Source organism: Pseudoalteromonas sp. GABNS16E, assembly GCF_028598715.1.
In the GTDB taxonomy this organism is placed as follows: Bacteria; Pseudomonadota; Gammaproteobacteria; order Enterobacterales; family Alteromonadaceae; genus Pseudoalteromonas; species Pseudoalteromonas atlantica.
Map to the genome: position 1 here is coordinate 1 of NZ_JAQREZ010000053.1, position 26,343 is coordinate 26,343.

General features: G+C 41.1%; 27 protein-coding genes and 1 rRNA gene. 20 read left to right on the plus strand and 8 right to left on the minus strand.

Features of this window, described 5'->3' with window-relative positions; all coding sequences use genetic code 11:
* The first annotated feature begins 5 nt into the window (after positions 1-5).
* Positions 6-120 (plus strand): 5S ribosomal RNA (gene rrf, locus PSI06_RS17180).
* A 545-nt stretch (positions 121-665) separates the two neighbouring features.
* Here the strand turns inward: rrf and PSI06_RS17185 are convergent.
* The 4 genes from PSI06_RS17185 to hslR all read right to left on the minus strand — a co-directional run bounded on the left by PSI06_RS17185 (position 666) and on the right by hslR (position 5,020).
* Positions 666-1,778 (minus strand): PepSY-associated TM helix domain-containing protein, encoded by a 1,113-nt coding sequence (locus tag PSI06_RS17185; protein ID WP_273604460.1) that lies wholly within the window; start codon positions 1,776-1,778, stop codon positions 666-668.
* Between the two features lie 161 nt (positions 1,779-1,939).
* Positions 1,940-3,478 carry a phosphoenolpyruvate carboxykinase gene (locus PSI06_RS17190; protein WP_004588454.1) on the minus strand — a complete coding sequence of 513 codons (1,539 nt, stop codon included), beginning with the start codon at positions 3,476-3,478 and terminating at the stop codon, positions 1,940-1,942.
* 261 nt (positions 3,479-3,739) lie between these two features.
* Positions 3,740-4,585 carry an Hsp33 family molecular chaperone HslO gene (gene hslO / locus PSI06_RS17195; RefSeq protein ID WP_024032560.1) on the minus strand — a complete coding sequence of 282 codons (846 nt, stop codon included), beginning with the start codon at positions 4,583-4,585 and terminating at the stop codon, positions 3,740-3,742.
* Positions 4,586-4,597: 12 nt separating this feature from the next.
* The gene (gene hslR, locus PSI06_RS17200; RefSeq protein ID WP_055255767.1) at positions 4,598-5,020 is read right to left on the minus strand and encodes a ribosome-associated heat shock protein Hsp15; all 423 of its coding nucleotides are present in this window, start codon (positions 5,018-5,020) and stop codon (positions 4,598-4,600) included.
* 213 nt (positions 5,021-5,233) lie between these two features.
* Here hslR and gspC point away from each other — a divergent pair, with 213 nt between their 5' ends.
* The 13 genes from gspC (at position 5,234) to PSI06_RS17265 (ending at position 17,231) form a co-directional block, all read left to right on the plus strand.
* Complete coding sequence (gene gspC, locus PSI06_RS17205; protein WP_054983940.1) at positions 5,234-6,175, plus strand: type II secretion system protein GspC; 942 nt, start codon at positions 5,234-5,236, stop codon at positions 6,173-6,175.
* A 23-nt stretch (positions 6,176-6,198) separates the two neighbouring features.
* Positions 6,199-8,268, plus strand: coding sequence for a type II secretion system secretin GspD (gene gspD, locus PSI06_RS17210; protein WP_273604461.1), 2,070 nt, complete (start codon positions 6,199-6,201; stop codon positions 8,266-8,268).
* A complete protein-coding gene (gene gspE / locus PSI06_RS17215) occupies positions 8,261-9,829 on the plus strand; it encodes a type II secretion system ATPase GspE (protein ID WP_004588449.1) in 1,569 nt (522 codons plus the stop codon). The genes gspD and gspE overlap by 8 nt, the downstream gene beginning before the upstream one ends.
* A gap of 2 nt (positions 9,830-9,831) precedes the next feature.
* On the plus strand, positions 9,832-11,067 hold the full coding sequence (gspF, locus tag PSI06_RS17220; RefSeq protein ID WP_004588448.1) for a type II secretion system inner membrane protein GspF: 1,236 nt from the start codon (positions 9,832-9,834) through the stop codon (positions 11,065-11,067).
* Between the two features lie 79 nt (positions 11,068-11,146).
* Positions 11,147-11,569 (plus strand): type II secretion system major pseudopilin GspG, encoded by a 423-nt coding sequence (gene gspG, locus PSI06_RS17225; protein WP_004588447.1) that lies wholly within the window; start codon positions 11,147-11,149, stop codon positions 11,567-11,569.
* Positions 11,570-11,619: 50 nt separating this feature from the next.
* Positions 11,620-12,204, plus strand: coding sequence for a type II secretion system minor pseudopilin GspH (gene gspH, locus PSI06_RS17230; protein WP_004588446.1), 585 nt, complete (start codon positions 11,620-11,622; stop codon positions 12,202-12,204).
* Between the two features lie 2 nt (positions 12,205-12,206).
* Complete coding sequence (gene gspI / locus PSI06_RS17235) at positions 12,207-12,578, plus strand: type II secretion system minor pseudopilin GspI (protein WP_024032554.1); 372 nt, start codon at positions 12,207-12,209, stop codon at positions 12,576-12,578.
* 3 nt (positions 12,579-12,581) lie between these two features.
* A complete protein-coding gene (gene gspJ, locus PSI06_RS17240; RefSeq protein WP_024032553.1) occupies positions 12,582-13,202 on the plus strand; it encodes a type II secretion system minor pseudopilin GspJ in 621 nt (206 codons plus the stop codon).
* On the plus strand, positions 13,202-14,188 hold the full coding sequence (gspK, locus tag PSI06_RS17245) for a type II secretion system minor pseudopilin GspK (RefSeq protein ID WP_273604462.1): 987 nt from the start codon (positions 13,202-13,204) through the stop codon (positions 14,186-14,188). Before gspJ ends, gspK begins: the two co-directional genes overlap by 1 nt.
* The gene (gspL, locus tag PSI06_RS17250; RefSeq protein ID WP_273604463.1) at positions 14,185-15,393 is read left to right on the plus strand and encodes a type II secretion system protein GspL; all 1,209 of its coding nucleotides are present in this window, start codon (positions 14,185-14,187) and stop codon (positions 15,391-15,393) included. The genes gspK and gspL overlap by 4 nt, the downstream gene beginning before the upstream one ends.
* Positions 15,390-15,863, plus strand: coding sequence for a type II secretion system protein GspM (gene gspM / locus PSI06_RS17255; protein ID WP_004588441.1), 474 nt, complete (start codon positions 15,390-15,392; stop codon positions 15,861-15,863). Before gspL ends, gspM begins: the two co-directional genes overlap by 4 nt.
* Before the next feature lie 3 nt (positions 15,864-15,866).
* Positions 15,867-16,625, plus strand: coding sequence for a type II secretion system protein N (locus PSI06_RS17260; RefSeq protein WP_273604464.1), 759 nt, complete (start codon positions 15,867-15,869; stop codon positions 16,623-16,625).
* Positions 16,626-16,643: 18 nt separating this feature from the next.
* Positions 16,644-17,231, plus strand: a complete 588-nt coding sequence (locus tag PSI06_RS17265) for a UPF0149 family protein (RefSeq protein WP_054983933.1) — start codon at positions 16,644-16,646, stop codon at positions 17,229-17,231.
* A 32-nt stretch (positions 17,232-17,263) separates the two neighbouring features.
* Here PSI06_RS17265 and PSI06_RS17270 read toward each other — a convergent pair whose 3' ends face one another.
* Positions 17,264-17,470: a hypothetical protein gene (locus tag PSI06_RS17270; RefSeq protein WP_004588438.1), complete on the minus strand. Its 207-nt coding sequence runs from the start codon at positions 17,468-17,470 to the stop codon at positions 17,264-17,266.
* Positions 17,470-17,829 carry a hypothetical protein gene (locus tag PSI06_RS17275; RefSeq protein WP_004588437.1) on the minus strand — a complete coding sequence of 120 codons (360 nt, stop codon included), beginning with the start codon at positions 17,827-17,829 and terminating at the stop codon, positions 17,470-17,472. Before PSI06_RS17275 ends, PSI06_RS17270 begins: the two co-directional genes overlap by 1 nt.
* Before the next feature lie 288 nt (positions 17,830-18,117).
* Between PSI06_RS17275 and ccoG the strand changes: the two genes are divergently transcribed.
* The 4 genes from ccoG to PSI06_RS17295 are packed head-to-tail and all read left to right on the plus strand — an operon-like array spanning position 18,118 to position 21,881.
* Positions 18,118-19,548: a cytochrome c oxidase accessory protein CcoG gene (gene ccoG / locus PSI06_RS17280; RefSeq protein WP_054983932.1), complete on the plus strand. Its 1,431-nt coding sequence runs from the start codon at positions 18,118-18,120 to the stop codon at positions 19,546-19,548.
* Between the two features lie 47 nt (positions 19,549-19,595).
* Entirely contained in the window at positions 19,596-20,570 is a 975-nt protein-coding gene (locus tag PSI06_RS17285) for a serine/threonine protein kinase (RefSeq protein WP_054983931.1), read from the plus strand.
* A 30-nt stretch (positions 20,571-20,600) separates the two neighbouring features.
* On the plus strand, positions 20,601-21,224 hold the full coding sequence (locus PSI06_RS17290) for a thiol:disulfide interchange protein DsbA/DsbL (RefSeq protein WP_024032543.1): 624 nt from the start codon (positions 20,601-20,603) through the stop codon (positions 21,222-21,224).
* A gap of 18 nt (positions 21,225-21,242) precedes the next feature.
* Positions 21,243-21,881 carry a thiol:disulfide interchange protein DsbA/DsbL gene (locus PSI06_RS17295; RefSeq protein WP_004588433.1) on the plus strand — a complete coding sequence of 213 codons (639 nt, stop codon included), beginning with the start codon at positions 21,243-21,245 and terminating at the stop codon, positions 21,879-21,881.
* A 66-nt stretch (positions 21,882-21,947) separates the two neighbouring features.
* On the opposite strand, the gene trmA is transcribed toward PSI06_RS17295, so the two are convergent.
* A complete protein-coding gene (gene trmA, locus PSI06_RS17300; protein ID WP_273604465.1) occupies positions 21,948-23,045 on the minus strand; it encodes a tRNA (uridine(54)-C5)-methyltransferase TrmA in 1,098 nt (365 codons plus the stop codon).
* A gap of 165 nt (positions 23,046-23,210) precedes the next feature.
* Here trmA and PSI06_RS17305 point away from each other — a divergent pair, with 165 nt between their 5' ends.
* Positions 23,211-24,350, plus strand: a complete 1,140-nt coding sequence (locus tag PSI06_RS17305; protein WP_273604466.1) for a DUF5610 domain-containing protein — start codon at positions 23,211-23,213, stop codon at positions 24,348-24,350.
* Between the two features lie 65 nt (positions 24,351-24,415).
* Positions 24,416-25,213: a glutamate racemase gene (gene murI / locus PSI06_RS17310; RefSeq protein ID WP_273604467.1), complete on the plus strand. Its 798-nt coding sequence runs from the start codon at positions 24,416-24,418 to the stop codon at positions 25,211-25,213.
* On the opposite strand, the gene PSI06_RS17315 is transcribed toward murI, so the two are convergent.
* Positions 25,176-25,655: an RNA recognition motif domain-containing protein gene (locus tag PSI06_RS17315; protein WP_273604468.1), complete on the minus strand. Its 480-nt coding sequence runs from the start codon at positions 25,653-25,655 to the stop codon at positions 25,176-25,178. The two genes, murI and PSI06_RS17315, sit on opposite strands and share 38 nt — an antisense overlap.
* Positions 25,656-26,343: the final 688 nt, after the last annotated feature.

Sequence of the window (26,343 nt, forward strand, 5' to 3'; positions counted from 1 at the left end):
ATTTGCTTGGTAACCATAGCGTTTTGGACCCACCTGACCCCATGCCGAACTCAGTAGTGAAACGAAACAGCGCCGATGATAGTGTAGCATTTGCTATGTGAAAGTAGGACATTGCCAGGCTCCAAATAAGAGAAACCCGTTACAGCGATGTGACGGGTTTTTTGCTGTCTGGGATTTAATAAATAGCCAGACCCATGACTAACTCATCAGAGAAGTAAAACAGCTCGAAGGCGAGCCTCGGCCAACGATAGTGTAGCATTTGCTATGTGACTCTCTACCGCTGTGGGCACTACGACATTGCCAGGCTCCAAATACAAGAAAGCCCGACTCGAAAGAGCCGGGCTTTTTTACGTTTGCAGAAAAGTGAAATACCTGCCTTTATATAGTTCCGCTACTCCTCCGTAGCGTGGATTGAGGGTAACGAAACCCGCGATTAAAGCACGCAATATAACTTAAAGTAATGAATTAATTTTACAAACAGTTCATAGGTCTTAGCTTATTATCAAGCGTAGCACCTTAAGTTTTGTATAAGGCAGTTTGACTATCTATATAGCTTTTGCTTTGATTTACGCTGCATAAGCAGCTCGTAATTTAGGACGTAGCTAGCTATACAAGCAGGTTTAGGTTGTGAAGGGCTCGTTTGATATTTTAAATAAGCTTTGTAATTAGCTTATAGTGTATTTAAATCGTTTCGTTTTAATGAGCCACCTAAAAAGGCCCAGGGCAAATAACAAAGCGGTGGCTACACCTGATAAAACCCATAGAATTCGTAATGGCTGATCGCCAATGCTGCCATTGTGAAGTGGATGCAACCAGTTTTTAAATTTACTGGCAATGCTCATCTTATCTATATTAAAAACACTTATGAGCTCTCCTGTGCTTGCATTTACTTGCACATAACTGTGAGGAAAGCGATAAGAGGGATCGCTTTTGGTTTTGAACCTAAACCGATATACCGCATTGTGATTTGACGGGGTTTCTACCCATGCTAGCCGTGTATTTGGCATGGCCTCTTGTGCTGTACTAAGTGCTGCTGATAAAGAAATACTGCGCTGGGGTTTTATTATTGCGCTGTTAGGTTTATCTATATTTCCAAGCAGAGCTGTTATTAAAGGATCGGTTTGCTTTGGTATTGCTAACATTATACCGGTTGCTGTTAATAGGATTAAAGGCAGAGCAAAAATTAAACCAAGCAACTTGTGCCAGTCATATAACAAGCCCAGTAAAGAGCTGCGCGCTTTAAACTTTAATGACTTAGCCCATTGCCCTTTTTTAGGCCACCAAGCGCATAGGCCTGATATGAGGAGTATAAGGCTACCTATTCCTATATAGCCTATAACGATTGTACCAGTGCTACCTGCAAGTAACGAGAAGTGTACGTTATAAATCCAGGTAACAAAGTAGTTACCCCATACATCCTCACGTAATATAAGCCTGCCATCAGGGCTTAGCCAAACCATAAGTGGTGCCAAAGCGTGATCCACTGTTTCGTTTTGGTTGTAATATCTTGCGGGAATATAATGTTTATCTTTGGTGCTTTCTAAACGCCACGAGCTTTGTTTATCTGGGTAGTGAGTTTGTAACGTTTGATATGCGGTATCCCAATTTATAGGCCTCGCTGTTTCTGTACTTAAACTACTTATATTTTCATCTAGTTCTGGGTAATAAACGAGTATAGAACCTGTTAGAGCAATGAGTGCGAGTATACCCCCGATAGATAAGCCTAGGTATAAATGTACACGTCTTGCAATTTTTCGCCATGAACCATTAAAACGCATAAAAGAGTGACCATTAAAAATATGCAGTAAAGGGATGGCGCATTGTATCTTTGTTTACTAGAAATGAGCTGCGACAAAATGTCGCAGCAATAAAATAATTAGCTTAGCAAACAAAAACGCCAGCTTTATAGGCTGGCGTTTAAATCAGGCTTGGTAATTAATTATGCTTTTGGGCCTGCATTTTTAATATCATCTGATACATCGTATTTAGCGAAGTTTTCAGTGAAGTCAGCGGCAAGTTTTGCTGCATATTCATTATATTTTGCTTTATCTTCCCATGTATTAATTGGGTTAAGTAGCTTGCTATCCACACCTGGGACTTCCACTGGTACGTCTAGATTTAATACATCGATATGCTGAGTTTCTACATTGGCTAACTTACCAGATACGATTGCATCTATTACAGCGCGGGTAGTTGGAATATCAAAACGTTCACCAGTACCGTATGGGCCGCCTGTCCACCCTGTATTAACAAGGTAAACCTTTGCGCCAAATTCGCGTACACGCTTCATAAGCAGCTCAGCGTAAACACCTGCAGGGCGAGGGAAGAAAGGGGCGCCAAAACACGTTGAGAATGTAGATTCTATATCGCTAGTTGAGCCAATCTCTGTAGAGCCTACTTTAGCCGTGTAACCACTTAAAAAGTGAAAAGCAGCGGCTTCTTCGCTAAGTACAGAAACCGGCGGTAAAACACCGCTCACATCACAGGTTAAAAATACAACAGCTTTTGGCTCGCCAGCACGGTTTTCAACTTTGCGCTTTTCTACGTGCTCTAGCGGGTAAGCAGCACGGCTATTTTGCGTTAAGCTTGTATCGTTAAAGTCAGGTGTGCGTGTTTCATCAAGTACAACGTTTTCTAAAATTGTACCAAAGCGAATAGCATTCCAAATTACTGGCTCATTTTTTTGTGAGAGGTCGATACATTTTGCGTAACAGCCACCTTCGATATTAAATACGCTTCCTGGTGCCCAACCGTGTTCGTCGTCACCAATTAAAAAGCGTGTTGGGTCGGCCGATAAAGTTGTTTTACCAGTACCCGATAAACCAAAGAATAGTGCTGTATCACCCGCTTCTCCTACATTAGCAGAGCAGTGCATTGGTAATACACCTTTTGCTGGAAGAAGAAAGTTTTGAACGGAGAACATCGATTTTTTCATTTCACCGGCATAACGCATACCAGCAAGTAACACTTTGCGTTGAGCAAAGTTAATAATAACAGTGCCGTCGCTGTTGGTGCCATCACGTTGTGGGTCACAAACAAACGAAGGCACATTCATTACCTGCCATTGGGGTAAATCAGATGCATTATAGTTTTTAGGCTCAATAAACATGTTTTTAGCAAAAATATGGTGCCACGCTGTTTCTGTAGTAACAACTACAGGTAGATAGTGCTCAGGGTCTGCGCCAACTTCTAGGTGAGAGGTGAAGTGGTCATTACTTTGCACATGTGCTTCTACGCGAGCCCATAAAGCGTCAAATTTGTCAGCATCGAATGGGCGGTTTACATTGCCCCATTGGATATCATCTTGCGTTGTTGCTTCTTTTACAATGAAGCGATCTTTAGGAGAGCGACCAGTGCGCTTGCCTGTAATTGCAACAAAGGCTCCATTTGCGGCTAGTGTCCCTTCGCCACGACGAATCGCATGCTCGACAAGTTCAGCTGCGGTTAAATCGACAAAACGTGTTGCGCTTGTAGTCATGTTTATACCTAACTATGTGTGAGAGTTTGAACGGGATAGCTCTGGGTTCTTAGTTCCCTTAAGCTGAAATTATAGTAACAGAAGGATTTGAGATATTCGAGCCTGTAAAGGCCCTAAAAACACATATATTTGCTAAAAAACATGAATAATTTCAATGATACCGGTGTCAGTAAATTAACAAAATTCATGACACCGGTATCATCATCTTATAATATAAAACCGCATATTTTGCGGCTTTATATTTGATTATGAGGTGGGAGGTTAATTAAAAATGTTTTTAATATCTTGCTCGTCAAAAACATATTCTTTTAGGCAATAATGGCAGCTAATGTTAACAGCGCCATTTTCAGCAACATCATCAAGTAATGCTTGTTGGCCTACATTAACTAAAGCAGTAATGGTTTTCTCTCTACTACAGCCACATTTAAATGTAATAGCTTGCGGGTCAAATACGCGCGGGTTATCTTCGTGATATAAGCGCGTTAATACGGTATTGGCATCAAGCTCTAATAGCTCTTCGCGTTTAATTGTATCGCTTAAGGCTTCTAAGTGAGTGAAGTCATTAATTGATTTTTGCTTATCAACAGGCAGTACTTGTAAAAACAACCCACAGGCTTTGGCTTTCCCTTCTGTTGTGTCGGTTGCAAACCAAAGGCGTGTTTTTAGCTGTTCTGATTGCTCAAAGTAGCTTTCAATACATTTACTTAATGTATCGTGCTCAAGAGGCACTATGCCTTGATAACGTTCGCCTTTGGTTGGAGTAATGGTAATAACCATATAACCTTTACCTACAAGCTCTTTTACCGTTGTGCCGCTAACCTCGCTTTGCATGCGCGCAATACCACGCATATTTTGTTTATCGTCGCCGTTAATAACAGCGTATTTAACAGGGCCATCGCCTTGTAGCTGAACGGCTATTTCACCCTCAAACTTTAAAGTGGCAGTTAATAAACACGTTGCAACGAGTAATTCACCTAATAATGCTTTAACTGGCTCAGGGTAATTGTGATTAGCTATCATCTCGTTGTAGGCGTGCTCAATTTGAACGAGTTCGCCACGAACATCGAGTTTGTCGAATAAATAACGGTGCAGTAAATCTTGTTGCATGAGCGGCTATACCTAACTTGATTTCATTTTTAAAAGTTCGCGTCGTTGCTTTTTATCGGGCTTTTTATCCGGATGTGGAGCAAAGAAGCTGTTATTTTTGCGTGCGATGGCGTTTTCTTCGCGTTTTGCAATACTTGCATCAGTTTCTTGATACAAGGTCTGTGCAATGGGGGCGCTTTGGCGTTTTTCAAGCACTTTAAGTACCTTGATAAGCTTTTCATCAACGCCTTGGGCAAGTTTTATGGTTGCGCCAACCTCCACAGTTTTACTCGCTTTAGTACGTTGCCCATTATAATGTACTTTGCCGCCTTGCACCATTTCGCGTGCAAGCGCACGGGTTTTATAAAAGCGCGCAGCCCATAACCATTTATCTAATCGAACTTTTGGCTCACTGTTGTGGTCTGAGTCGGCATTAGTATTATTTTTTTTACTCATTAGGCTTCTTCAATCGACTATTTATATATCGTAAAATTTATCATGAAATCATCGTAGGATGAAGGTATTACGGCGCGTGCTGGTTTTTTAGTCAACATTACATTGTTATATTAATCTGTTTACAAAGTTTAATATTAGTGTGCTTGTTGAATGAAAAATGAAAGGGTACTATGGGTACGCGCTTATGCAGTAAATTAAAATAAGAACATTATTATGGAACAGCAAATTCAACAGCTTAAACAATTTTTAACACGGCTACCCCATGCTAAATTAAGCGCAGTAGTTACGCTGTTAGTCGTTGTTTATCTTGCTTATTTACTCTCAAAATTAGTATGGCTGGTATGGCCACAACCGGTCTCTACACCGCTTACTCCATCTCACTATTCAGCCGCATCGAAGGCTTCTAGTACTACCTCAGTACAAAATATTATAGAGCAATTTTTATTTGGTAAAAAAACTGTAACAAATAAAACCAATACTGCGCAGCAAAACGAAGTAATTAATAATGCGCCAGAAACACGCTTAAGTATTAATCTAACTGGCATTGTTGCTGTAAGTAACGACGACAAGGCAGGTATTGCTATTATTGAGTCACAGGGGCGACAAGTTAGTTACTTAGTTGAAGAGGTTGTACAAGGGACCCGTGCAGAGGTTGCGCAAATACTTCCCGATCGCGTTATTTTAAGTGTAAACGGGCGATTTGAAACGCTAATGCTAGATGGTCTCGACTTTAGTAAAAAAGTGTCTATGCCTGTGCTTGCCGCTCGCGAAGCACAAGACATGGGGCCACAAAAAATAGAGCAAAGCGAGTTGCAAATTAACGCAACCGCTGACCCAGATGTAAAAGAAGCAATAATAGAAACACGAGAAGAGCTACTAAGTGAGCCTGGTAAGTTATTTGATTATATTCGTGTTTCACAAGCAATGAGCGATGGCGAGTTAATCGGCTATCGCTTGAGCCCAGGTAAAGAGCCTGCTCTGTTTAAACAAATGGGCCTACAGAATAATGATTTAGCCGTGGCTATTAACGGCTACCAATTAACAGATTTACAACAGGCAATGGCAGCTATTAATGAGCTGCGTAATACCAGCGATGCCACAATTACGATAGAACGTGACGGTGAGCAAATCGATGTGCAATTTAGCCTGCAATAACTTAGCTTTGGAGTTTTAACATAATGGTTCAGGTGCTACACCTCAAAAAAATTAAAAAAGGGTTAGCTAAGTACGCAGCGCTTTTTTTAGCAGCCAGTATTTCGTTGTCGGTTTCAGCTGTTGAATATGCTGCAAACTTTAAAGGCACAGATATCAACGAGTTTATAAACATTGTTGGTAAAAACCTTAATAAAACAGTGATCATTGACCCAAATGTGCGCGGTAAAGTAAACGTACGCAGTTATGAGTTAATGGATGAAGCGCTGTACTACCAATTTTTCTTAAATGTACTGGAAGTGTATGGCTACTCAGCAGTAGAAATGGACAACGGTATTATCAAGATTGAAAAAAGCTCTGACGCTAAAAAGTCAAATGTACCGCTAATTACAGAAAACAGCGCTGCATCGGGCGATATGATGATCACCCGTGTGGTACGCGTTAAAAATGTAAGTGTTCAAGAGCTTGGTCCATTAGTACGTCAATTTAGCGACCAAAAAGACGGTGGCCATGTAGCAAACTTTAATGCTGCCAATGTCATGATGCTTACTGGTCATGCAGCGTCGGTTAATCGCTTAGTAGAAATTATTCGCTCGGTGGATCAAGCCGGTGATAAGCGTGTAGATATTGTTAAGCTTAAATATGCAACGGCAGACGATGTAGTATCGGTTGTTGAAAATATTTACAAAGACAGCGGTAAAGGCAGCGTTCCTGAATTTTTGATCCCTAAGGTGGTTGCCGATGGCCGTACTAACAGCGTAATAGTAAGCGGTGAAGGGCAAGCCCGTACCCGTGCTATAGAACTAATTAAGCGCCTAGATGGCGAACTTGAAAGCCAAGGTAATACCAAAGTATTTTACTTAAACTACGCCAAAGCAGAGGATTTAGTAAAAGTACTGCAAGGCGTAAGTAAAACGCTTGCAGAAGATGGCCAAGGCACAAGTAAAACTCGCACAAACAATAAAAACGATGCCAGTATAGAAGCTCACCCTGACTCAAACTCATTAGTTATTACGGCACAGCCCGATACCATGCGCTCATTAGAGACCGTGATTGATAGGCTCGATATTCGCCGTGCGCAAGTACTTGTAGAAGCGATTATTGTTGAAGTAATGGAATCGGATGGCGTTAATTTAGGTACGCAATGGATTTCAGAAGATGGCGGTATGTTGCAGTTTAATAATGGCTCAACTGTGCCTGTAGGCTCATTAGCGGTTGCAGGTATTCAAGCGCAAGACACCACAACCACACAAACAATAATAGGCACAGAATCAGGTAAAGTAACCAGCTACGATGAAACAACTGAGGGTGATTATTCGGCACTTGCCTCGCTACTAAGTGGTGTTAATGGCTTAGCGTTTGGTTTAGTTAAAAACGACTGGGGTGCAATTATTCAGGCCGTTTCAACTGACACTAACTCAAACATACTGGCTACACCTTCTATTACCACCATGGATAACGAAGAAGCGTCGATGATAGTGGGTCAAGAAGTGCCCATTATTACTGGTTCGCAAACAGGCAGTAATAACGATAATCCATTTCAAACCATTGAACGCCAAGAAGTGGGTGTAAAACTAAAAGTAACCCCACAAATTAACGATGGCTCAGCAGTACAATTATTAATTGAACAAGAAGTATCGAGTGTAAGTGGTGCAACCGCTGTTGATATTTCTGTTAATAAGCGCGCCATTACCACAACCGTTATGGCTGATGATGGCGGTATGGTTGTGTTAGGCGGCCTAATTGATGAAGACGTACAAGAAAGTGTATCTAAGGTACCAATTTTAGGTGATATTCCAATTTTAGGTCACTTATTTAAGTCAACAAATACGACCAAACGTAAGCGTAATCTTATTGTATTTATTCGCCCAACTATTATTCGCGATGGCGTTAATATGAATAAGTTAAGCTTTGATAAGTATAACTTTATCCGTGGCGAGCAAATGAAAGAGAAAGAAGATGGTATAGAGCTTATGCCAAATTCAGATGTTCCTTTACTTCCATCTTGGGATGATGAGCTTATTCTGCCACCAACTTATGAAGAGCACTTAAAAGCATTGAGCTCTAAAGAACGTGCAGAGCGTGAAGATGACTAGCGCAATAGAACAAATAAACGAAGACGTGGTTCATCGTAGTGATGAAACACGCTCTGAGGAGTTACTTACAAGTAACGATTTAGTTGAGTTGCCTCCAAAGCGTTTACCTTTTTCGTATGCGCGCAGAGCGGGTGTACTGCTTAGTAAAAATAATGAACAGCAAGTTGTGTATTACCGCGGCGAGCTAGATGTTGAAGTATTGCTAGAAGTGCGTCGCATTGCAGGTAAAGGCTTTACCCTCGAGCAATTAGCAGACGATAAATTTGAGTTACTATTAGAGGCTGCGTATCAGCGCGACAGCTCTGAAACACAACAAATGATGGAAGATATTGGTAATGAGGTCGATTTATTCTCCCTTGCCGATGAGCTCCCACAAACCGAAGATTTATTAGCCGGCGATGATGATGCGCCTATCATCAAACTAATCAACGCCATGTTAAGCGAAGCAATTAAAGAAGGTGCATCCGATATACATATCGAAACCTTTGAGCAAGAGCTCGTGATTCGCTTTAGGGTTGATGGCGTATTAAAAGAAGTGCTTAAACCTAATCGTAAGCTTGCTTCGTTATTAGTATCGCGTATTAAAGTAATGGCGAAACTAGATATAGCAGAAAAACGTATTCCCCAAGATGGTCGTATCAGCCTGCGTATTGCAGGGCGTGCAGTAGATGTACGTGTATCTACCATGCCATCTAGCTTTGGTGAGCGTGTAGTACTGCGTTTACTTGATAAAAACAATGCCCGCTTAAACCTTGAAGATTTAGGTATGACGCCGCAAAACCGAGAGTTGTTTGCTGATTTAATTAGTAAACCACACGGTATTATTTTGGTTACTGGCCCAACGGGTTCTGGTAAAAGTACCACCTTGTACGCCGGTATGAGCCAAATAAATTCTCGCGATCGTAATATTTTAACGGTAGAAGACCCAATAGAGTACGAAATTCCGGGGATTGGCCAAACACAAGTAAACACCAAAGTAGATATGACCTTTGCCCGCGGGCTTCGTGCAATATTACGTCAAGATCCCGATGTAGTAATGGTCGGTGAAATACGTGACCTTGAAACCGCGCAAATTGGCGTGCAAGCATCGCTTACAGGTCACTTAGTTATGTCTACGCTACATACCAACACCGCCTCGGGCGCAATTACCCGTATGGAAGACATGGGTGTAGAACCATTCTTGCTGTCATCGTCATTGTTAGGCGTGCTGTCGCAGCGCTTAGTACGTACTTTATGTAATAGCTGTAAAGAAGGTCACACTGCTGATGAACGTGAGTGTGAGCTGCTAGGTGTACCGTTTGATAGCGCACCTACAATTTACCGCGCAGTAGGCTGTGAAGAGTGTAACTTTAATGGTTACCGCGGCCGTACTGGTATTCATGAATTACTCGTGGTTGATGAAGAAATACGCGAAATGATCCACAGCGGTAAAGGCGAGCAAAGTGTTGAAAAATACATTCGCCAAAAAAGCCCAAGCATACGCCAAGATGGCTGTAGCCGCGTATTGGCAGGCAAAACAACCCTTGAAGAAATTCTACGCGTTACCCGTGAGGAAGCCTAACCATGGCGGCGTTTGAATACCGTGCCCTTGATGGCCGAGGGAAAGAACAAAAAGGCATTTTAGAAGCCGATACAGCTAAGCAAATTCGCCAAGCGCTGCGCGAAAAAAAACTTACGCCGCTTGAAGTTGTCCCTGCAGCAGAAGGGGAAAAACAAGTTAGTGGCGCAAAAACGCCGCTATTAAGTCGTTTTTTTAAACCCAGCGTATCAACCTCCGATTTAGCCCTTATTACGCGCCAGCTTGCGACGCTCATTCAATCGGCATTGCCAGTTGAAGGGGCTGTCATGGCGGTGGCAGAGCAATGTGAAAAGCCTCGCTTAAAACGTATGCTTATGTCGGTACGTTCAAAGGTAGTAGAGGGTTATACACTGGCCGATGGCATGAGTGAATTTCCACATGTATTTGACGATTTATACCGAGCAATGGTAGCCGCAGGTGAAAAATCAGGGCACCTTGACCAAGTATTAAATCGCCTTGCCGATTACACCGAGCAGCGCCAACACATGCGCAGCCAAATTACTCAAGCCATGGTTTATCCTACCATTTTGGTTATTTTTGCTATTGGTATTGTTTCGGTTTTACTCGGTACTGTTGTGCCTAAAATTTTAAAAACCTTCGAAAAAACTAAGCAAGTACTGCCTTGGACGACCGAATGGGTTATGGCAGGCAGCCACTTTGTACAAAATTATTGGTTTATAAGTTTGTTAGTCATTACTGCGCTGGCAGTAGGCATTAAACATGCACTTAAACAACCTAAAATTCGCTTTTGGTGGGACGACCGCGTACTGCACATGCCTGGTTTTGGTAAAGTAGCGCGGGGTATTAATACCGCGCGTTTTGCACGTACGCTCAGTATTTTATCGTCAAGCTCAGTGCCACTACTTGAAGGAATGCGCATATCGGGTGGTGTATTAGCGAATAAAAAAATGAAAAAATCAGTGGCAGATGCTGCCGATAGAGTCAGTGAAGGTGCAAGCCTAAGAGCGGCTTTACAGCAAACTAAGTTGTTTCCGCCGATGATGCTGCACATGATTGCCAGCGGTGAAAAATCAGGTGAGCTAGAACAAATGTTAGAGCGCGCGGCTAATAACCAAGACCGTGAGTTTGAAAGCATGGTAAACGTATCATTAAAATTATTAGAGCCAGCAATGATTGCCTCAATGGCGGTGATTGTTTTGTTTATAGTAATGGCTATTTTACAGCCAATAATGGCAATGAATAAAGCGGTAGGACTTTAAGCTTTAAGGGGTTAGCTAAGTTACTATTTACTTAGATGACGCCAAATTAAATTATGTTTTTGGAAAATGAGGTATTTACGTGAATAAACAATCAGGTTTTTCTTTACTCGAAGTAATGGTGGTATTGGTTATTATCGGGATGATTATGTCAATTGTGGCGCCTAATATTATGGGCCAACAAGAAGAAGCTGCTATCGATAAAGCACATCTAGATATTCAACAGCTTGAAGATGCAATGAGCTTATACAAGCTTAAAAATAAAAGCTACCCAAGCACAGAGCAAGGCTTAGAAGCATTGGTCAATAAAACCAGCATTGAACCAATTCCTAAGCGTTTCCCTGATGGTGGTTTTGTAAATGAATTACCAGAAGATCCATGGGGCAACCCGTACCAGCTAATTAGCCCAGGTGAAATTGGCAAATTTGATATTTTTTCAATGGGACCTGATGGCGAAGCCGGTACCGATGATGATATTGGCAACTGGAACGAAGACGAGCAATAAATGCGACTTAACCTAGCAGTATGGTTAAATACGATTGCAAGAGGCTTACTATGCAAGTAAGCCTTAATCGTATGCGCGCCCACCACCGTGGGTTTAGCTTAATAGAAATTTTAGTGGTACTTACTATTATCGCATTTGCGACCAAAATGGTGGTATACAGCTTAGAAGGCGGTGCCGAAGATGAGCTTGATACACAAGCGCTTAGGCTGCATACCACCATTAACATGGCCTCTGAATTTGCTATTTTAAATCAAATAGAACTTGGCTTAATGGTTGAAGAAAACACCCTTGAGTTTCTAGTATTTGATGGCGAAAAATGGATTACCTTTGACCGCGAAGATCTTTACAAGCCTATTGAGCTGGATGAACGGTTAAAACTCACGCTCAATTTAGAAGATTTAGCCTGGTCACAAGAGAACTTACTTGAGCAAGCAAATTGGCGTGAACTAATGAGCGGCGGCGATGACGATAGCTTATTAGAGCTTGAAAAACTAAAAATACCGCAAGTCCTTATTTTATCATCTGGCGAGGTCAGCGCCTTTCAGCTTATTGTTGAATTAAAAGAGCAAAGCGAGCCTGTGTATTACATTGAAGGGGAATTTACAGCCCCTGTTAATTTGCGAAAAGAGCCATAATAATGAGGCTAAATAAAGGCTTTACCTTACTCGAAGTGCTTGTAGCGTTAAGTATTTGTGCTATGGCTGGGATTGCAGCTATGCAAGCAACCGGCGAGCATATAAATCATTTAACAACACTTGAAGAGCAAACGTATGCATCGTGGGTGGCAGAAAATGTGTTGGTGGTGCAGCGTAGTAAAGGTAAAGACTGGCAGGCTAAAAATGGCGCGCGCGGCAGCGAAGTAATGGCGGGCGTTGAGTGGTTTTGGAAGCAAGAAATAGCAAAAACCGCAGACAAAAGCTTTGTAAAAGTGACCATAAATGTTTTTAGCGACGAAAAATACGAGCAATCGGTGTACGAGCTTTCAACTTATTTAAATAAAGGCAGCTAATAAGTGAAGCAGCGCGGATTTACATTAATCGAAGTATTAGTTGCTATGGCTATTTTAGCGGTGGTGATTATGGCTACTCACCAAATTTTAGACTCAACCACCAAAGCAAAAGAAGCGTCTGATGAAAAAATAGCGGAGCTTAACGGCCTACAAACCGCATTTAGGTTAATGGACCAAGACTTTAGCCAAATGACTCAGCGCACTGTACGTAACGAAGCCGGTGATGCGCAAGAGCAATACTTACTAGCAGGGCGTTATATATTAGAAAGCCAATACGATGGTATTGCATTTGTACGCGATGGCTGGGTTAACCCAATCAACTTGCTGCCTCGTTCTGAGTTACAAGCCGTAGGGTATAGAGTGCTTGATGACAATTTAGAGCGTGTATACAGAGTGTATGTAGATCAGCTTGATAATATGGAGCCGCGGGTACAAGTTGTTTTAAAAGGTATTGAAGAACTTAAATTTGAATTTTTAGATGCCAACAACGAATGGCAAGAGCAATGGCAAATAAAAGCCTTACCTAAGGCGGTTGCGGTTACTTTACAACCAATTGAGGCAGAGCCTATTCGTCGTGTTTTTTTAGTACCCGGGCAGGGCAAAAACAGCGGGGAGAGTAATTAATGAATAAGCGCGAATCACGCGGTGCCGCATTAGTTATTGTGCTGTTTATTGTTGCACTAGCCGCGATATTAGCCGTAGAAATGAGTGCTAATTTAATGGTGCAGGTTCAAAAAAGCACTAACCTGCAAGGTCACCAACAAGCAAAGTGGTATGCCTACGGCGGTGAAGAGTTGGCAATAAAGGCACTAAAGTTAAGTAAAGACGATGATCCTGACAAAACCTCGTTAGATCAGGTTTGGGCCACGCAAGGCGACACCCAATACCCTGTAGATAACGGTACTCTAAGCGGTACAATTACTGACTTACAGGCGTGTTTAAATTTAAATGCATTAGGGGAAGCACCAGACCCAAACTCTACCAGCAAAACCAACCCTGCTCATAAAGCACTCTTTGCATTATTAGAAAACATTGAAGATTTACCTGCCGAGGAAAGCGAAGAAGCAATGGCAGACAGTGTATTTGACTGGCTTGATGAAAACAGCATTACCTATCGTTCAGGCGCTGAAGAAGACGAGTATTTATCGCGTGATTACCCTTATATGAGCGCAAATAGTTTATTTGCATCACCTTCTGAGCTGCGTTTGGTAAAAGGTTTTAATCCGCTAGTAATGGAAAAGGTATTACCTTTTGTGTGTGTTATTCCGGGGTCTTCCTTATTATCGATTAACGTCAATACGTTACTTCCCGAACAGGCACTTATTTTAAGTGCCATGATTGACGAATTATCGTTATCGGGCGCAGAGGCCGTTATAGCAGCTCGCCCTGAAACCGGATTTGATAGCGTGGATGAATTTTTTTCCGAGGTACAGCAGCAAGGCGGTACAAATTTAGATTCGGTTAAAGAACTATTTAGTATTAACAGCGAATATTTTAAATTACAAACGCAGGCGACATTTGTCGATTTGCGTTTTTCGATGACCACATTACTTCATGCCAAAAATGGCGAAGTAACGATACTGGCGCGAAAATTTGGAGGCGTACAGTGACAGAAATACTGCTGATCCGCACGGGTCAAACAGAGCAAGATAAATTAAATTGGTTAATTTATTCACCACAAGAACAAGAAATAATTGCCAGTGGGGAATTAACCGATGCAAGCCGTTTAAGTGAGCTAAGTGAAAAAGCGCAAACCCGCGAGGTAGTGGTATTACTGCCTAGCGATCAGGTGCAGCTTAAAACAGTGGCGTTGCCGACTAAGTGGAATCGCAAGTTAGAGCAAGCGTTGCCGTACATGCTTGAAGAAGATATTGCGTGCGATATAGACGAGCTATTTGTCGCAATTGGCGAGCCCACTATGATTAATGAGCAGCATGCAATTAAAGTTGCCTTAACTGACCGCGAGTGGTTTGAGGCTTGGCTTGCTTTATTTTCAGAGCATAGCTTGGCGGTATACACCATTTTACCTGATGCCCTGCTACTGCCTACAGCCGACGATGATACATTAACCGCCATAGAGCTTAATAATCAGTGGTTATTTAAAAGAGGCGATTGGCATATTAGTGCCGTTGAGAATAGCTGGCTAAGGGATTACTTAAGTGCACTTGGCGAGCCGAGTGTAAAGCACTATAGCCCGGCTAATCAGTTTCCTGAATGTATTAACCTAATTTCGCAAGCAAGCGACTACGATTTACCATTGGCCTTATTTGCTAAACAACTTCCAAGCGTTAAATTTAATTTACGCCAAGGCATGTATCAGCTTAAAAAGAAAAGTGCACTGTGGTGGGGTTATTGGAAGGGCGCAGCCATTATTACCGGTGTTGCTTTATTTGCTACCATTGCTATAAAGCTGGTTGAACTAAATCAACTTAACTCGCGTGTTGAGCTTGCTAAAGCCCAGGTAGTGGATAGATACCAAAAAGCATTCCCAGGAACTAAAGTACGTCCTAACTTAATTAAAAGCCAAATCAGGGGCGCGCTTAAAACCATTAATGGCGAAAGTGAAGCCGGGTTTCTAGATTTGACCAGCCAATTGGTTGGCGTGTTTTCGCAAGTAAGCGAATTTACGCCAGAAACCCTACGTTACGATAAACGCCGTAATGAGCTGCGAATACGCGCACGCGCAAAAGACTTTCAAACGTTTGGTAAAGTAAAAAGTATACTTGAGCAACAAGGGTTAACGGTTGAGCAAGGGTCGTTAAATAACGATGGCGATTTTGTAGTAGGCGAAATTAAACTGCGAGGTGCAGTATGAAAAAGCAAATAATGCAATACTGGCGCTCTTTAAAAGAGCAGGAGCAGCAATTGATTATGGTTGCTGGTGGTATATTTGTTATTTTTGTTTTAGTAATGGGGATTTTTAGACCTCTAAATAACGCTATAGATAAAGCCAAAAAGTCGTACGTCACTCAGCAAGAGCTGCTCGTATGGGTTGATGAAAGCATAGTAAAGTTAAAAGCGGCGGGTAACACGCAGGCAATTAGCAATCAAAATATTAGCCAAGTGGTTAATTCAACGCGTAGTCGCTATCGTATTACTATTAGTAAAATGCAGCCTAACGATAACTCGTTACGTTTAACGCTTGATTCGGTAGAGTTTAATCAATTAATAGAATGGTTAGACGAACTGGTTAATCAGCATGGCTTAAGAGTAGAGAACCTTGATTTAAGCAAAGATGATAAATCAGGGTTTGTACGTGTAAGCCGCTTAGTACTAGAGAAGTAATTAATGAAAAAAATAATAATATTATCAGTGGTATTTTTTATTAGTTTTATTGTGTTTTGCATAATGAAATTACCAGCGGCCATTGCGTTAGACCTAGCTAAGCCGTACTTACCAAAGCAGCTTGAAATAGGGCAAACCGTAGGGAGTGTATGGCAAGGTCAGATGATGCAAGTGCGCTATCAAGACGAGCAGCTAAATAATGTACGCTGGGATATTGCTGGCTGGCAGTTATTTACGGGTAATTTAAATGCTAACTTAAAATTTGGTAATCCGCGTGAGCGTAGCGATATTTCGGGCTATGCTGATGTGAATTACGGATTATTTAACAATGTGGTTAAAGTTACCGATGGTATAATTCGCTCTACCGTAGAGCGTGCCATGCAACGTATTGCACTACCTATACCAGCTACGGCTAAAGGCCGAGTCATTTTAGAGCTTAACGAGTACACCTCAGGTGCGCCTTATTGTGAGTCATTAAAAGGCGAGATTGCTAGCCCAAATATAGATGTTAAAGGCTTTAATGGCTGGTTTAACATAGGCCCACTGAGTGGCATGTTAAGCTGTAAGTCGGGCGATATAGCTATTTTGGTCGACCCAGATAACACGTTAGGGCTTGAAGCCGACGCAACACTTAAAGCTAACTTTGACTTTAAAGTAGCAGGCTATGTTAAACCTGATGCCAGCTTACCAAAAGATGTACACGACGCGGTTAAGTTTTTAGGCCGCCCCGATGAACAGGGCCGCTACCCACTAAATTTTTAATGTAATAAAAGAGATTTAATGCAATTACCACAGTTTAACGAGCAACACGCACAGCAATTAAGTGCATTTTTAAGTACTCAACCTCAGGCTATGTCCTTAACACAAAGCCAAGGCTATCTATTTGGGGTTATTTGTTCGCCAAGCCCATTAGAAGTTCACCAGTGGTTAGCGCATATTGTGCCTAATACGGCTAACGATTTAGACGAAGAAATACTGTTTTTATTTATGGCGTTATACCATCAAATTAGTGAGCAAGTATTTGAAACCGGTTACAAGTTACCCGCCAATTTTGACCTAGACTATACCCAAGCGTGGAGTGAAGGTTTTTTACGTGCTACTCAAGAATACGCACAACCTCTATTAACAGCTCCCGCTTTAGAGCCTCAGTACAAAGAAGCACTAGAGAGTGCGCTAAGTACGCTTAGCTTTTTTGCTGTTGATGAGCAAACAAGAGTGCAAATTGCGCAGCAAAATAGCATGACACTCGAAGCCTTATACCAGTATCAGTACGAATCAATGGGCGACTTTGCATTAGGTTTTGCCGAGCTTATTGAGGTGGTAGCCATAAACAGTGGGCTGATTACAGATGAAGGGTGGGAAGAGTAGCCTTTAGGTATATTAAACGGCGCTTAGGATAATTAAGCGCCAAGTTCTAAAATAATATCAGTGCAGCCTTTTTTACACTTAACAACGCCTTTACCCGGCTCGCTGGTGGCTAAATCGAGTGTTAACACCTCGCCGCACTGCTCACAATGCAAGGTTTTTCCTTGCGATAGCTTTTTAAGTATTGTGCGCTGTTTATGAAAAGAGTCACTCGCTTTTTTGTTTAACTGCGAAAAATCCACTACTTAGCTCTCTTTTGTTCTAATGCATCCGATACAATTTTACACACTGTATTTAAACGCTCTTCGTAAAAATATAAATTTAGGTCGCGCTCGCGGCAATAACGTAAATGAAATAACTGCACTGAATCATCAGTGGTAAAGGTTTTTTCAATATATTCGTGCTCAGACTCAGAGAGCTTTAACGCACTGCTAATACGGTTTTTAGCCATATTGGCTGCTGGGCTACGGTTTATTTTGCTCGCATCACTTAAAAAACCCACACCTTCACCTAATAGCTTTTCGCGGGGCTCTTTAACTAATGGGTGATCAATAGTAAAAAACGCAAGGATCAGAATGACCAATATAATAAACTTTTTCATGAATGCGTAAACCTTGATCTTAATGGGGTAAATTTAGCAAGCAGTGTAATAAACTGCATTTTAAAAGCAAGTAACTGAGATGAATAAATTATTAGCAATCTATACCTGTAATTTTAGCCAGTATTGTTATAATAGCCAACAGCAGTTAGATATTTCTGAAATATCTGAAAGTATTCAAACAGCTGATTATTTAAACTAATCACACTTACCATTAACGAACTACAGTTACAGTATAGAATACGCACATATTGCTACGTTTTTATTTCCAAGCGGCGTTGAGGAACTTCGATGGACAAGCAAATTAAAGTAAAGAATATACCTGCAGAGGTTAAAATCCAACAACCGGATTTAAGCCGTCAAGACGACAGGTTTAACCCACGTAACCGAATTTATGTTCGCGCAGTAAAAGGGCTTCATCAGTTACTTAGACAGCGTATAGGCTTTTTAGGCATGCTTGCCTTTATGCTTTTGCCTTGGATAAATTTTAATGGCCAGCAAGCTGTGTTATTTGATTTAGTAGGCCAAAAGTACAATATTTTTGGGCTAACGCTGTGGCCGCAAGATTTCACTATATTAGCCTTTATATTTATGTTGGCCGCGTTTGCACTCTTTTTGGTTACTACCTTTTATGGCCGAGTATGGTGTGGCTATACCTGCCCGCAAACTGTATGGACCTTTATATTTATTTGGTTTGAAGAAAAGTTTGAAGGCACAGCTAATCAGCGTAAAAAGCTAGATCAACGCCCGATGGACTTTGATAAGTTTTGGCGAAAAACAGCAAAGCACACCAGTTGGGTTTTATTTGCCTTATATACGGCGATTTCGTTTGTCGGATACTTTACGCCTATCCGTGAATTACTCCCTGACTTTGTTACCTTTAATGTAGGTGGTTACGCGCTGGTAAGTATTATTTTCTTTGCTGCTTGTACTTACGCTAATGCAGGGTGGATGCGTGAAATTATGTGTTTACACATTTGCCCCTATTCACGTTTTCAATCAGCTATGTTTGATAAAGACACTTACACCGTAACGTACGATGAAAAACGCGGCGAAAGCCGGGGCCCACGTTCGCGTAAAATTGCCCACGAAGATTTAGAAATGGGCGATTGCATAGACTGTAACTTGTGTGTACAGGTGTGCCCTACAGGGATAGATATTCGTAATGGTTTGCAAGCCGAGTGTATAAACTGTGGCGCATGTATTGATGCCTGCGATGGTGTAATGGATAAAATGGATTACCCGCGGGGTCTTATTTCTTATACTACAGAGCGTAATCTCGAAACACCTGAAAATAAAACCAACCCACTGCGAGCTAAAATCATAGGTTACACGGTCATACTGGTGGTGCTTACCAGTGCGCTGGTGGCTAACATTGCATTTAGAAAGCCTATGGACTTTGACATAATACGAGACCGTAACCAACTGTATCGAGTTGACTTTAATGGCTTGGTAGAAAACACCTATACATTAAAAGTAATCAACAAGGCGCAGTACGAGCAAACCTTTAATATTGATGTTCAAGGCCTTGAAAACTTTAAGTACATTGGCAAGCAAACATTTACAGTGCAAGCAGGGCAATCGCATAATGTGCCACTGTCACTTGTGATGGACCCGTATGATTTAAAAGCGCCAATGACGGAGTTTAACTTTGTACTTTCACCGGTTAATGACCCCGATGAAAGCATATCGCAACCGAGTAACTTTTTTAAAGCGCGATAAACACACTAACAAAAGCGGGGTAACCCGCTTTTTACATTAAGAAGCTCATGAGTAAATTTAGTTTTGAAGATTTAACGCCCGACTTAATTCTCGATGCAATAGAAAGCGTTGGTATATATGCTGAGTCAGGTTTATTAGCACTTAATAGCTACGAAAACAGAGTCTACCAATTTAAGGCGGAAGATGGCCTGCGCTACGTTGTTAAGTTTTACCGACCAGAGCGCTGGAGCAAAGCGCAAATACAAGAAGAGCACGACTTTGCATTTGAATTAGCCGAGGCCGAAGTACCCGTTGTTGCACCCATTAAGCACAACGGAGAAAGCTTATTTGAACACCAAGGTTATGTATTTGTGTTATTTCCAAGTGTAGGCGGGCGACAGTTTGAAGTTGATAACCTGGATCAACTTGATGTAATGGGTCGTTTAATTGGCCGTATGCATCAGGTGGCGAAAAGCAAAGCCTTTGAGCACAGACCCACTTTTAGCTGCGAGGAATATTTGCATACAGCTAAAGTTCATCTGCAAAAAAGTAATTTGGTACCTATGGGGATCAGCACGGCTTTTTACACCATATTGGACTTGGTTATTGAACAAGCGCAAGCACAGTATAAAAATGTGCAAGGGATCCGTTTACATGGTGATTGCCACGCAGGTAACATTTTGTGGGCAGGCGAAGCACTTATGTTTGTTGATTTAGATGACGCTCGTCAGGGGCCGGCCATTCAAGATTTATGGATGATGCTCAGTGGCGATCGTCAAACACAGCTGTTACAGTTAGACACCCTTGTAAATGCGTATGAAGAGTTTTGTGATTTTGACCACACTCAACTCAAATTAATTGAACCGCTTCGTGCAATGCGTATTATTCACTATATGGGTTGGGTAGCTAAACGATGGAGTGATCCTGCGTTCGTACGGAACTTTTCATGGTTTGCTGAAGACAAATACTGGGAGCAACAAATTTTAGCGCTTAAAGAGCAGTTTGCAGCACTGCAAGAAGCTCCGCTGAAGTTATTGCCATAAAATTTTATTTAAAAAGTACACGAGATACCAATGCTTAAAAAATTGAAACTGAGCCTACTACTTTTATGTTTACCATTTGCAGCCCTTGCTGCACAGTTTGAAGCCGATAACCAGTATACTGTTATTGATGTAGAAAAAAGCGCAGAGCCGCAAGTAACCGAATTTTTCTCGTTTTACTGTCCGCATTGTTTTAAATTTGAGCCTGTTGCAAAGGCAATTGAAAAAAGCCTACCTGAGGGCACTGAATTTATAAAAAATCACGTTAACTTTTTAGGCGGTGTATCACCACAGGCGCAAAGCAACTTAAGCTACGCCTATTTAATCGGTAAAAAGCACGGTCAAGCACAAAGTATCAGCGACCAAATTTTTAAAAGTATTCATGTACAGCGCGCACCTTTAACGCAAATGAAAGACGTTAAAAAGTTGCTTGAAGTTAATGGTATCGATAGTGCAACGTTTGATCAAGACATTGCCAGCATGCCAATTATTTCAGCTGAGCGTGCCATGCAAGATAAACAAAACAAATATTCAAAACTAGGTGCGCTAACCGGTGTGCCTACCTTTATCGTAAACGATAAATATAAAATAAACATTAACACCATTAATAACCAGCAAGAACTGAATGAGTTAGTTGCTTTTTTACTAACACTTTAATCTCGGAGAACAATAACAATGATCAAATTAGTTAAAGCAGGTCTACTTGCATTACTATTGCCTATGGCTGCGAGCAGTGTAGCCGCCACTTATGAAGAGGGCGTGCATTACGATGTAGTGGCAGAGCGTGCGACTAAAAAGCCAGAAGTAAAAGAGTTTTTCTCATTTTATTGCCCTGCTTGTAATAACATGGAAGCGTTAATTGGTGAGTTTAAGCCAAAGCTAGACAAAGACGTTAAATTTAAAAAGAGCCATGTTGATTTTGTCGGTGTTCGCGATCCAGAAAACCAACAAATGATGAGCCAAGCGCTGGCCACTGCGGAAGTACTTCCACAAAAAGATAAAATTGTTGCGGCTATTTTTAATCACATTCACACTAAGCGCGCTAAATTTAACGAGCTTGCAGATGTAAAAGATGTGTTTGTAGCGCAGGGTGTTGATGGCGATAAGTTTGATAAACTATACAAAAGCTTCTCGGTACGTACATTAAGCTCTAAAATGAAGCGTGACCAAAATTACTTTAAAGAAAAAGGCGCGCTACGTGGCGTACCAACCTTTATCGTAAATGGTAAATACAAATTAAACCTAGGCCGTGAATCTGGTATTACCGCGCCAGAAGATATTAGTAAATTAATTAACTATTTAGCGAACAAGTAAGGTTTGCTAAAACAAAAAAAGCTCCGTAAGGAGCTTTTTTTATGGAAGTGATTTAAATTTAACTCACTATTTTCTTTGTAAGAAAACACCCGATTCTATGTGATGTGTATAAGGGAACTGATCAAATATCGCAAAGCGCTTAACATTATGAGTACGGGTTAAATGATCTAAATCGCGCTCAAGCGTTTCTGGGTTGCACGATATATAAATAATGTTCTCGTAGTTGGCCACTAAGTCACAGGTAAGGGTATCCATACCTGCGCGTGGAGGGTCGACTAAAATAGTTTGGCAATCGTAGCTTTTTAAATCTATCCCCTCTAAACGCGAAAAGGTACGTTCGCCATTCATTGCCTGGGTAAACTCTTCACTCGACATACGAATTATATCTAAGTTATCTACCTTATTTTTAGCAATGTTGTATTGCGCTGAATGCACAGAAGACTTAGATATTTCAGTAGCCAATACGCGATTAAACGAACCCGCCAATGCAATAGAGAAATTACCATTACCACAGTAAAGTTCCAGCAGGTCATTACTCAGTGGTTTACATAAGTCTTGTGCCCACTCCAGCATTTTTATATTCACTTTAGCATTAGGTTGCGTAAAGCTATTTTCTACTTGTTGATAAATAAGCTCCTGGCCGTTTACGGTTAAACACTCAGTAACAAAATCATTGCCTAGTACTTCTTTTTGTTTGCGAGCACGACCGATAAAGTCAATGTTGTATTTGCTGCTCAGTTTTTCTTTCAGGGCTTTTATTTCAGTTAGCCACTGCTCATCGAGTGGTTTGTGATAAAGCAAGCTTACTAAAATCTCGCCACTTAATGACGATAAATAATCGATTTGAAACAGCTTACGACGTAATACTTCACACGACTTTAAATTATCAATCATCACCTGCATAACTTCACCAACTAATGGCGCGGCAGGGTCAAAGGTGTCGACGCGAATTTTTTCTTTCGTGACCTGATCAAACATAATATGAAATAGATCTTCCCCATCGTGCCATACTCTAAATTCAGCACGTTGGCGGTAGTTAATTGGCTCTGAGCTAAACACCTCTAACGCTTGCACACCAAATCGCTTAAATTGCGACGTAATACGCTGCTCTTTTTCATTTAGCTGCGTATCGTACTGTGTGGTATCTATTTTAATCACTGCCATTAATGCTACTACCTTATCTATGAGATCTATTTATCGGCGCTATTGTAGGGAGCGAGCAGTATTTGTCTAGTTTTGCTGATAATAAAGTTGCTGTTTTTTTAAACATGCACTTTAGTTTTGTCACTATTAGCCGATAATAAGCTAAGTACGTAACGGAGGTGGATCATGAAAATCGGTAATTATGGCTATACGCCAAACAACAACGTAAACAAATTCAATAATAAAGAGGCGCTACAGCAGCCAACAATCCAATCTCCGCAAGAAAGTTCATTACAGCGAGGCAGAGAACTTGCTGCAAAAGTGCTTGGCGACAAAATGGCAGAGCAACTAGGTTTACCTGTTGAGCAAAAACAAGCCGATAAACCTTTATTCGATTTTGATGAAATAGTAAAAAATGTACTCGACTTCGTATCTGGCGCAGTTAATAAAGCCAAAGTCAATGGTGCTGATGACGATAAATTAAAAAATATGTTAGATGATGCGCGCACAGGTGTTCAAACCGGTATAGACGAAGCGGTTGATGAACTAAAAGGCACTGGTGTATTTAACGAAGAAATGCAAGAGGGCATCGACAAGTCAAAAGAAGGCATTTTTGAGGGACTTGATGAGTTTGAGCAAACCCTATTTAACCCACAAGCGGCCAGTGTTAGCGTAAGCCAAGCACAATATGTAAGTATGAGCAGCAATGCCGAGTATAAGTTTACAACGGCCGAAGGTGATGAGGTCAGTATTAGCTTTGCTGATGCATATGAGTCTCAAACAGCGAGTGGGTATCAACAAAGCAATAACAGCGAATCGTTTGCCAGCTCATCGTCGCAATCTCGAGAGCTGTCTTTTTCAATGTCGGTTAATGGTGATTTAAACGAACAAGAGCAAGATGCTATTAATGCCATGATGGAAGAGCTACAAGGTGTAAGTAAAACATTCTTTAGTGGTGATTTGGATGAAGCATTTGAAAAAGCACAAGAGCTGAGCTTAGGCAGTGAGCAACTTGTTGCATTTTCAATGGATCTTCGCCAAACAAAAACAGTCACTACCGTTAAAAGTTATGAGCAATATCAGCCAAACCCATCAAAAGAGGTAGCCGATGCGATCGCGCCTTTTAATGACGATCTAAAAAATGCATTTGATAAAGCATCGCAACTAGGCCTACAAGATCAGCTTGCCGGTATTATAGAGTGGCTAAACCAAGATCAAGCAGCGGTCGATCAGCTAGTTGATTACACCCAGGCAATGTTTGAAAACCTAAACCAATTAAATTCAGCGGGCGATGCACTCGACGCGCTAAAGTCTGAGCAAAGCTAAACTACTTTCTTTTATAAATACCTCATGGCAAACTGCCGTTCTTAATAAACAGTAGGAACCAAAGTTTGTCAGCCCACATAATGGTATTTGATTCAGGTATAGGTGGCACCACCGTGCTTGAGCATATTCAAAAGCGTATTCCAGATGCACAGTACAGTTACTTTATGGATAATGCGTTACTCCCTTATGGCGCGCAAACCCAGCAAACTATTATAGGGCGTTTATGCTCACTCATTTATTTTATTGAGCACAACGCGCTTAATGTCGACCTTATTGTTATAGCCTGCAATACAGCCTCTACATCAGCCTTAAGTGAAGTACGCAAAATTACATCAATACCTATTGTCGGCGTAGTGCCCGCAATAAAGCCTGCTGCTGAAGTAACTCGCACAAAGCACATCGGCTTATTGGCAACCCCCGCCACAGTTGCAAGCCCCTATACTCATACATTAATAAAAGATCATGCCAGCAACGTAACAGTGAGTTTATATAGCAGTGTTGAGCTGGTGGCATTGGCAGAGCAATTATTTTTCACTCAGCAGCTAGATACACTCAAACTACATAAAGAGCTTACGCGTTTGCGCATTAACTCAGGTATAGATGTACTTGTACTAGGTTGCACACATTTCCCAATTCTTAGCGATGCTATACAAGCGTACTTTAATAACGCAGTGCAATTACTCGATTCAGGCGCGGCCATTGCTAGCAGAGTAAACTACCTATTAGAGCAGCATAACTTTGGAAATAAATTTACAGACAAAAAAAAGCCGCTGCAATATTATGCAACGGCTGATGTTTTGAGTAATAAGCTAGCTATAAAGCACGTTACACTGATTGATCCGACTCAGTACGTAAAGAGCTAGAATCATCTTCTTGTTTTTGTTTTGCCTCACGTACTTTTAAAGTACGCTGTTGGAACTCACTATCGTTTAACTTAGCAATTGCATTGTCTGCATCTGCCTGTGCCATTTCAACAAAACCAAAGCCACGACGTTTGCCAGTATTTTTATCCTTTAATAGGCGCACGTTGAAAACTTTACCTTGTTCTTCAAACAAAGCGCGAACAACACCTTCATTTGCACGATAAGGAAGATTACCAACATAAAGTGTTTTTGTTTTAACTTCAGCTTCTTCACCACCTTCCGATGATATTGCAGCAATAGCAATCCCACCAATTAATAAACCAGCACCAAATAGCAATGCTGGGCTTAAAGCTAAGCTGCCTAAAGCAAACTCAACAATAACAAAACCAACTACAGCAAGAATAACAGAGAAGATAAAAGATTTTTGATCGGGTAATTTCATTTTAGATCTACCAATAAACAGGAAATAAACATTAATTTAACATTGTGAACTTGCTATCTTAACGTCTTAAACGAACATAGCAATGAAATTTATATTAAATAATAAAAATCAGTATAAAAAAGCATCATCTTAGCCAGTGATTTAGCTAGTTTTATGCTGTTTTGCTCTATTTTTGTTCGAACAGTAAAAAGATCTAAAAAAAGGGTTGATCTGTTTTCGGATCTCCCTATAATGCGACCCCACTGAGACGGGGGAACGCCAACGCATAGCGAGGCACGAGCTGCTCACAGAGTTAAGTAAAACTTCGGTTTTAAATCTTCTAAAAAGAAAGTTTAAAATTAAGTGTTGACTCAAAAAATAAAGGATGTATTATGCGCATCCCTAGCGACAACGTCGCAACGTTCTTTAACAATATAAAGCAATCATCTGTGTGGGCACTCGTACAGATTGAGTTCTAACAGCCAAGCTTAGTTTACTAAGTGAGGCAAACAAATTTAGAGTCTCAATTGAAACTGAGTGACCAACAGCAATAACTTACTTAGGTTTTACTTAAGAAAAAAATTGCAGCACAGTCAATTCAATATCGAAAGATATTAAATAAATTCAGAATTCATTGAGCTGTCGAAAGACACAAAACTTTTTAATTGAAGAGTTTGATCATGGCTCAGATTGAACGCTGGCGGCAGGC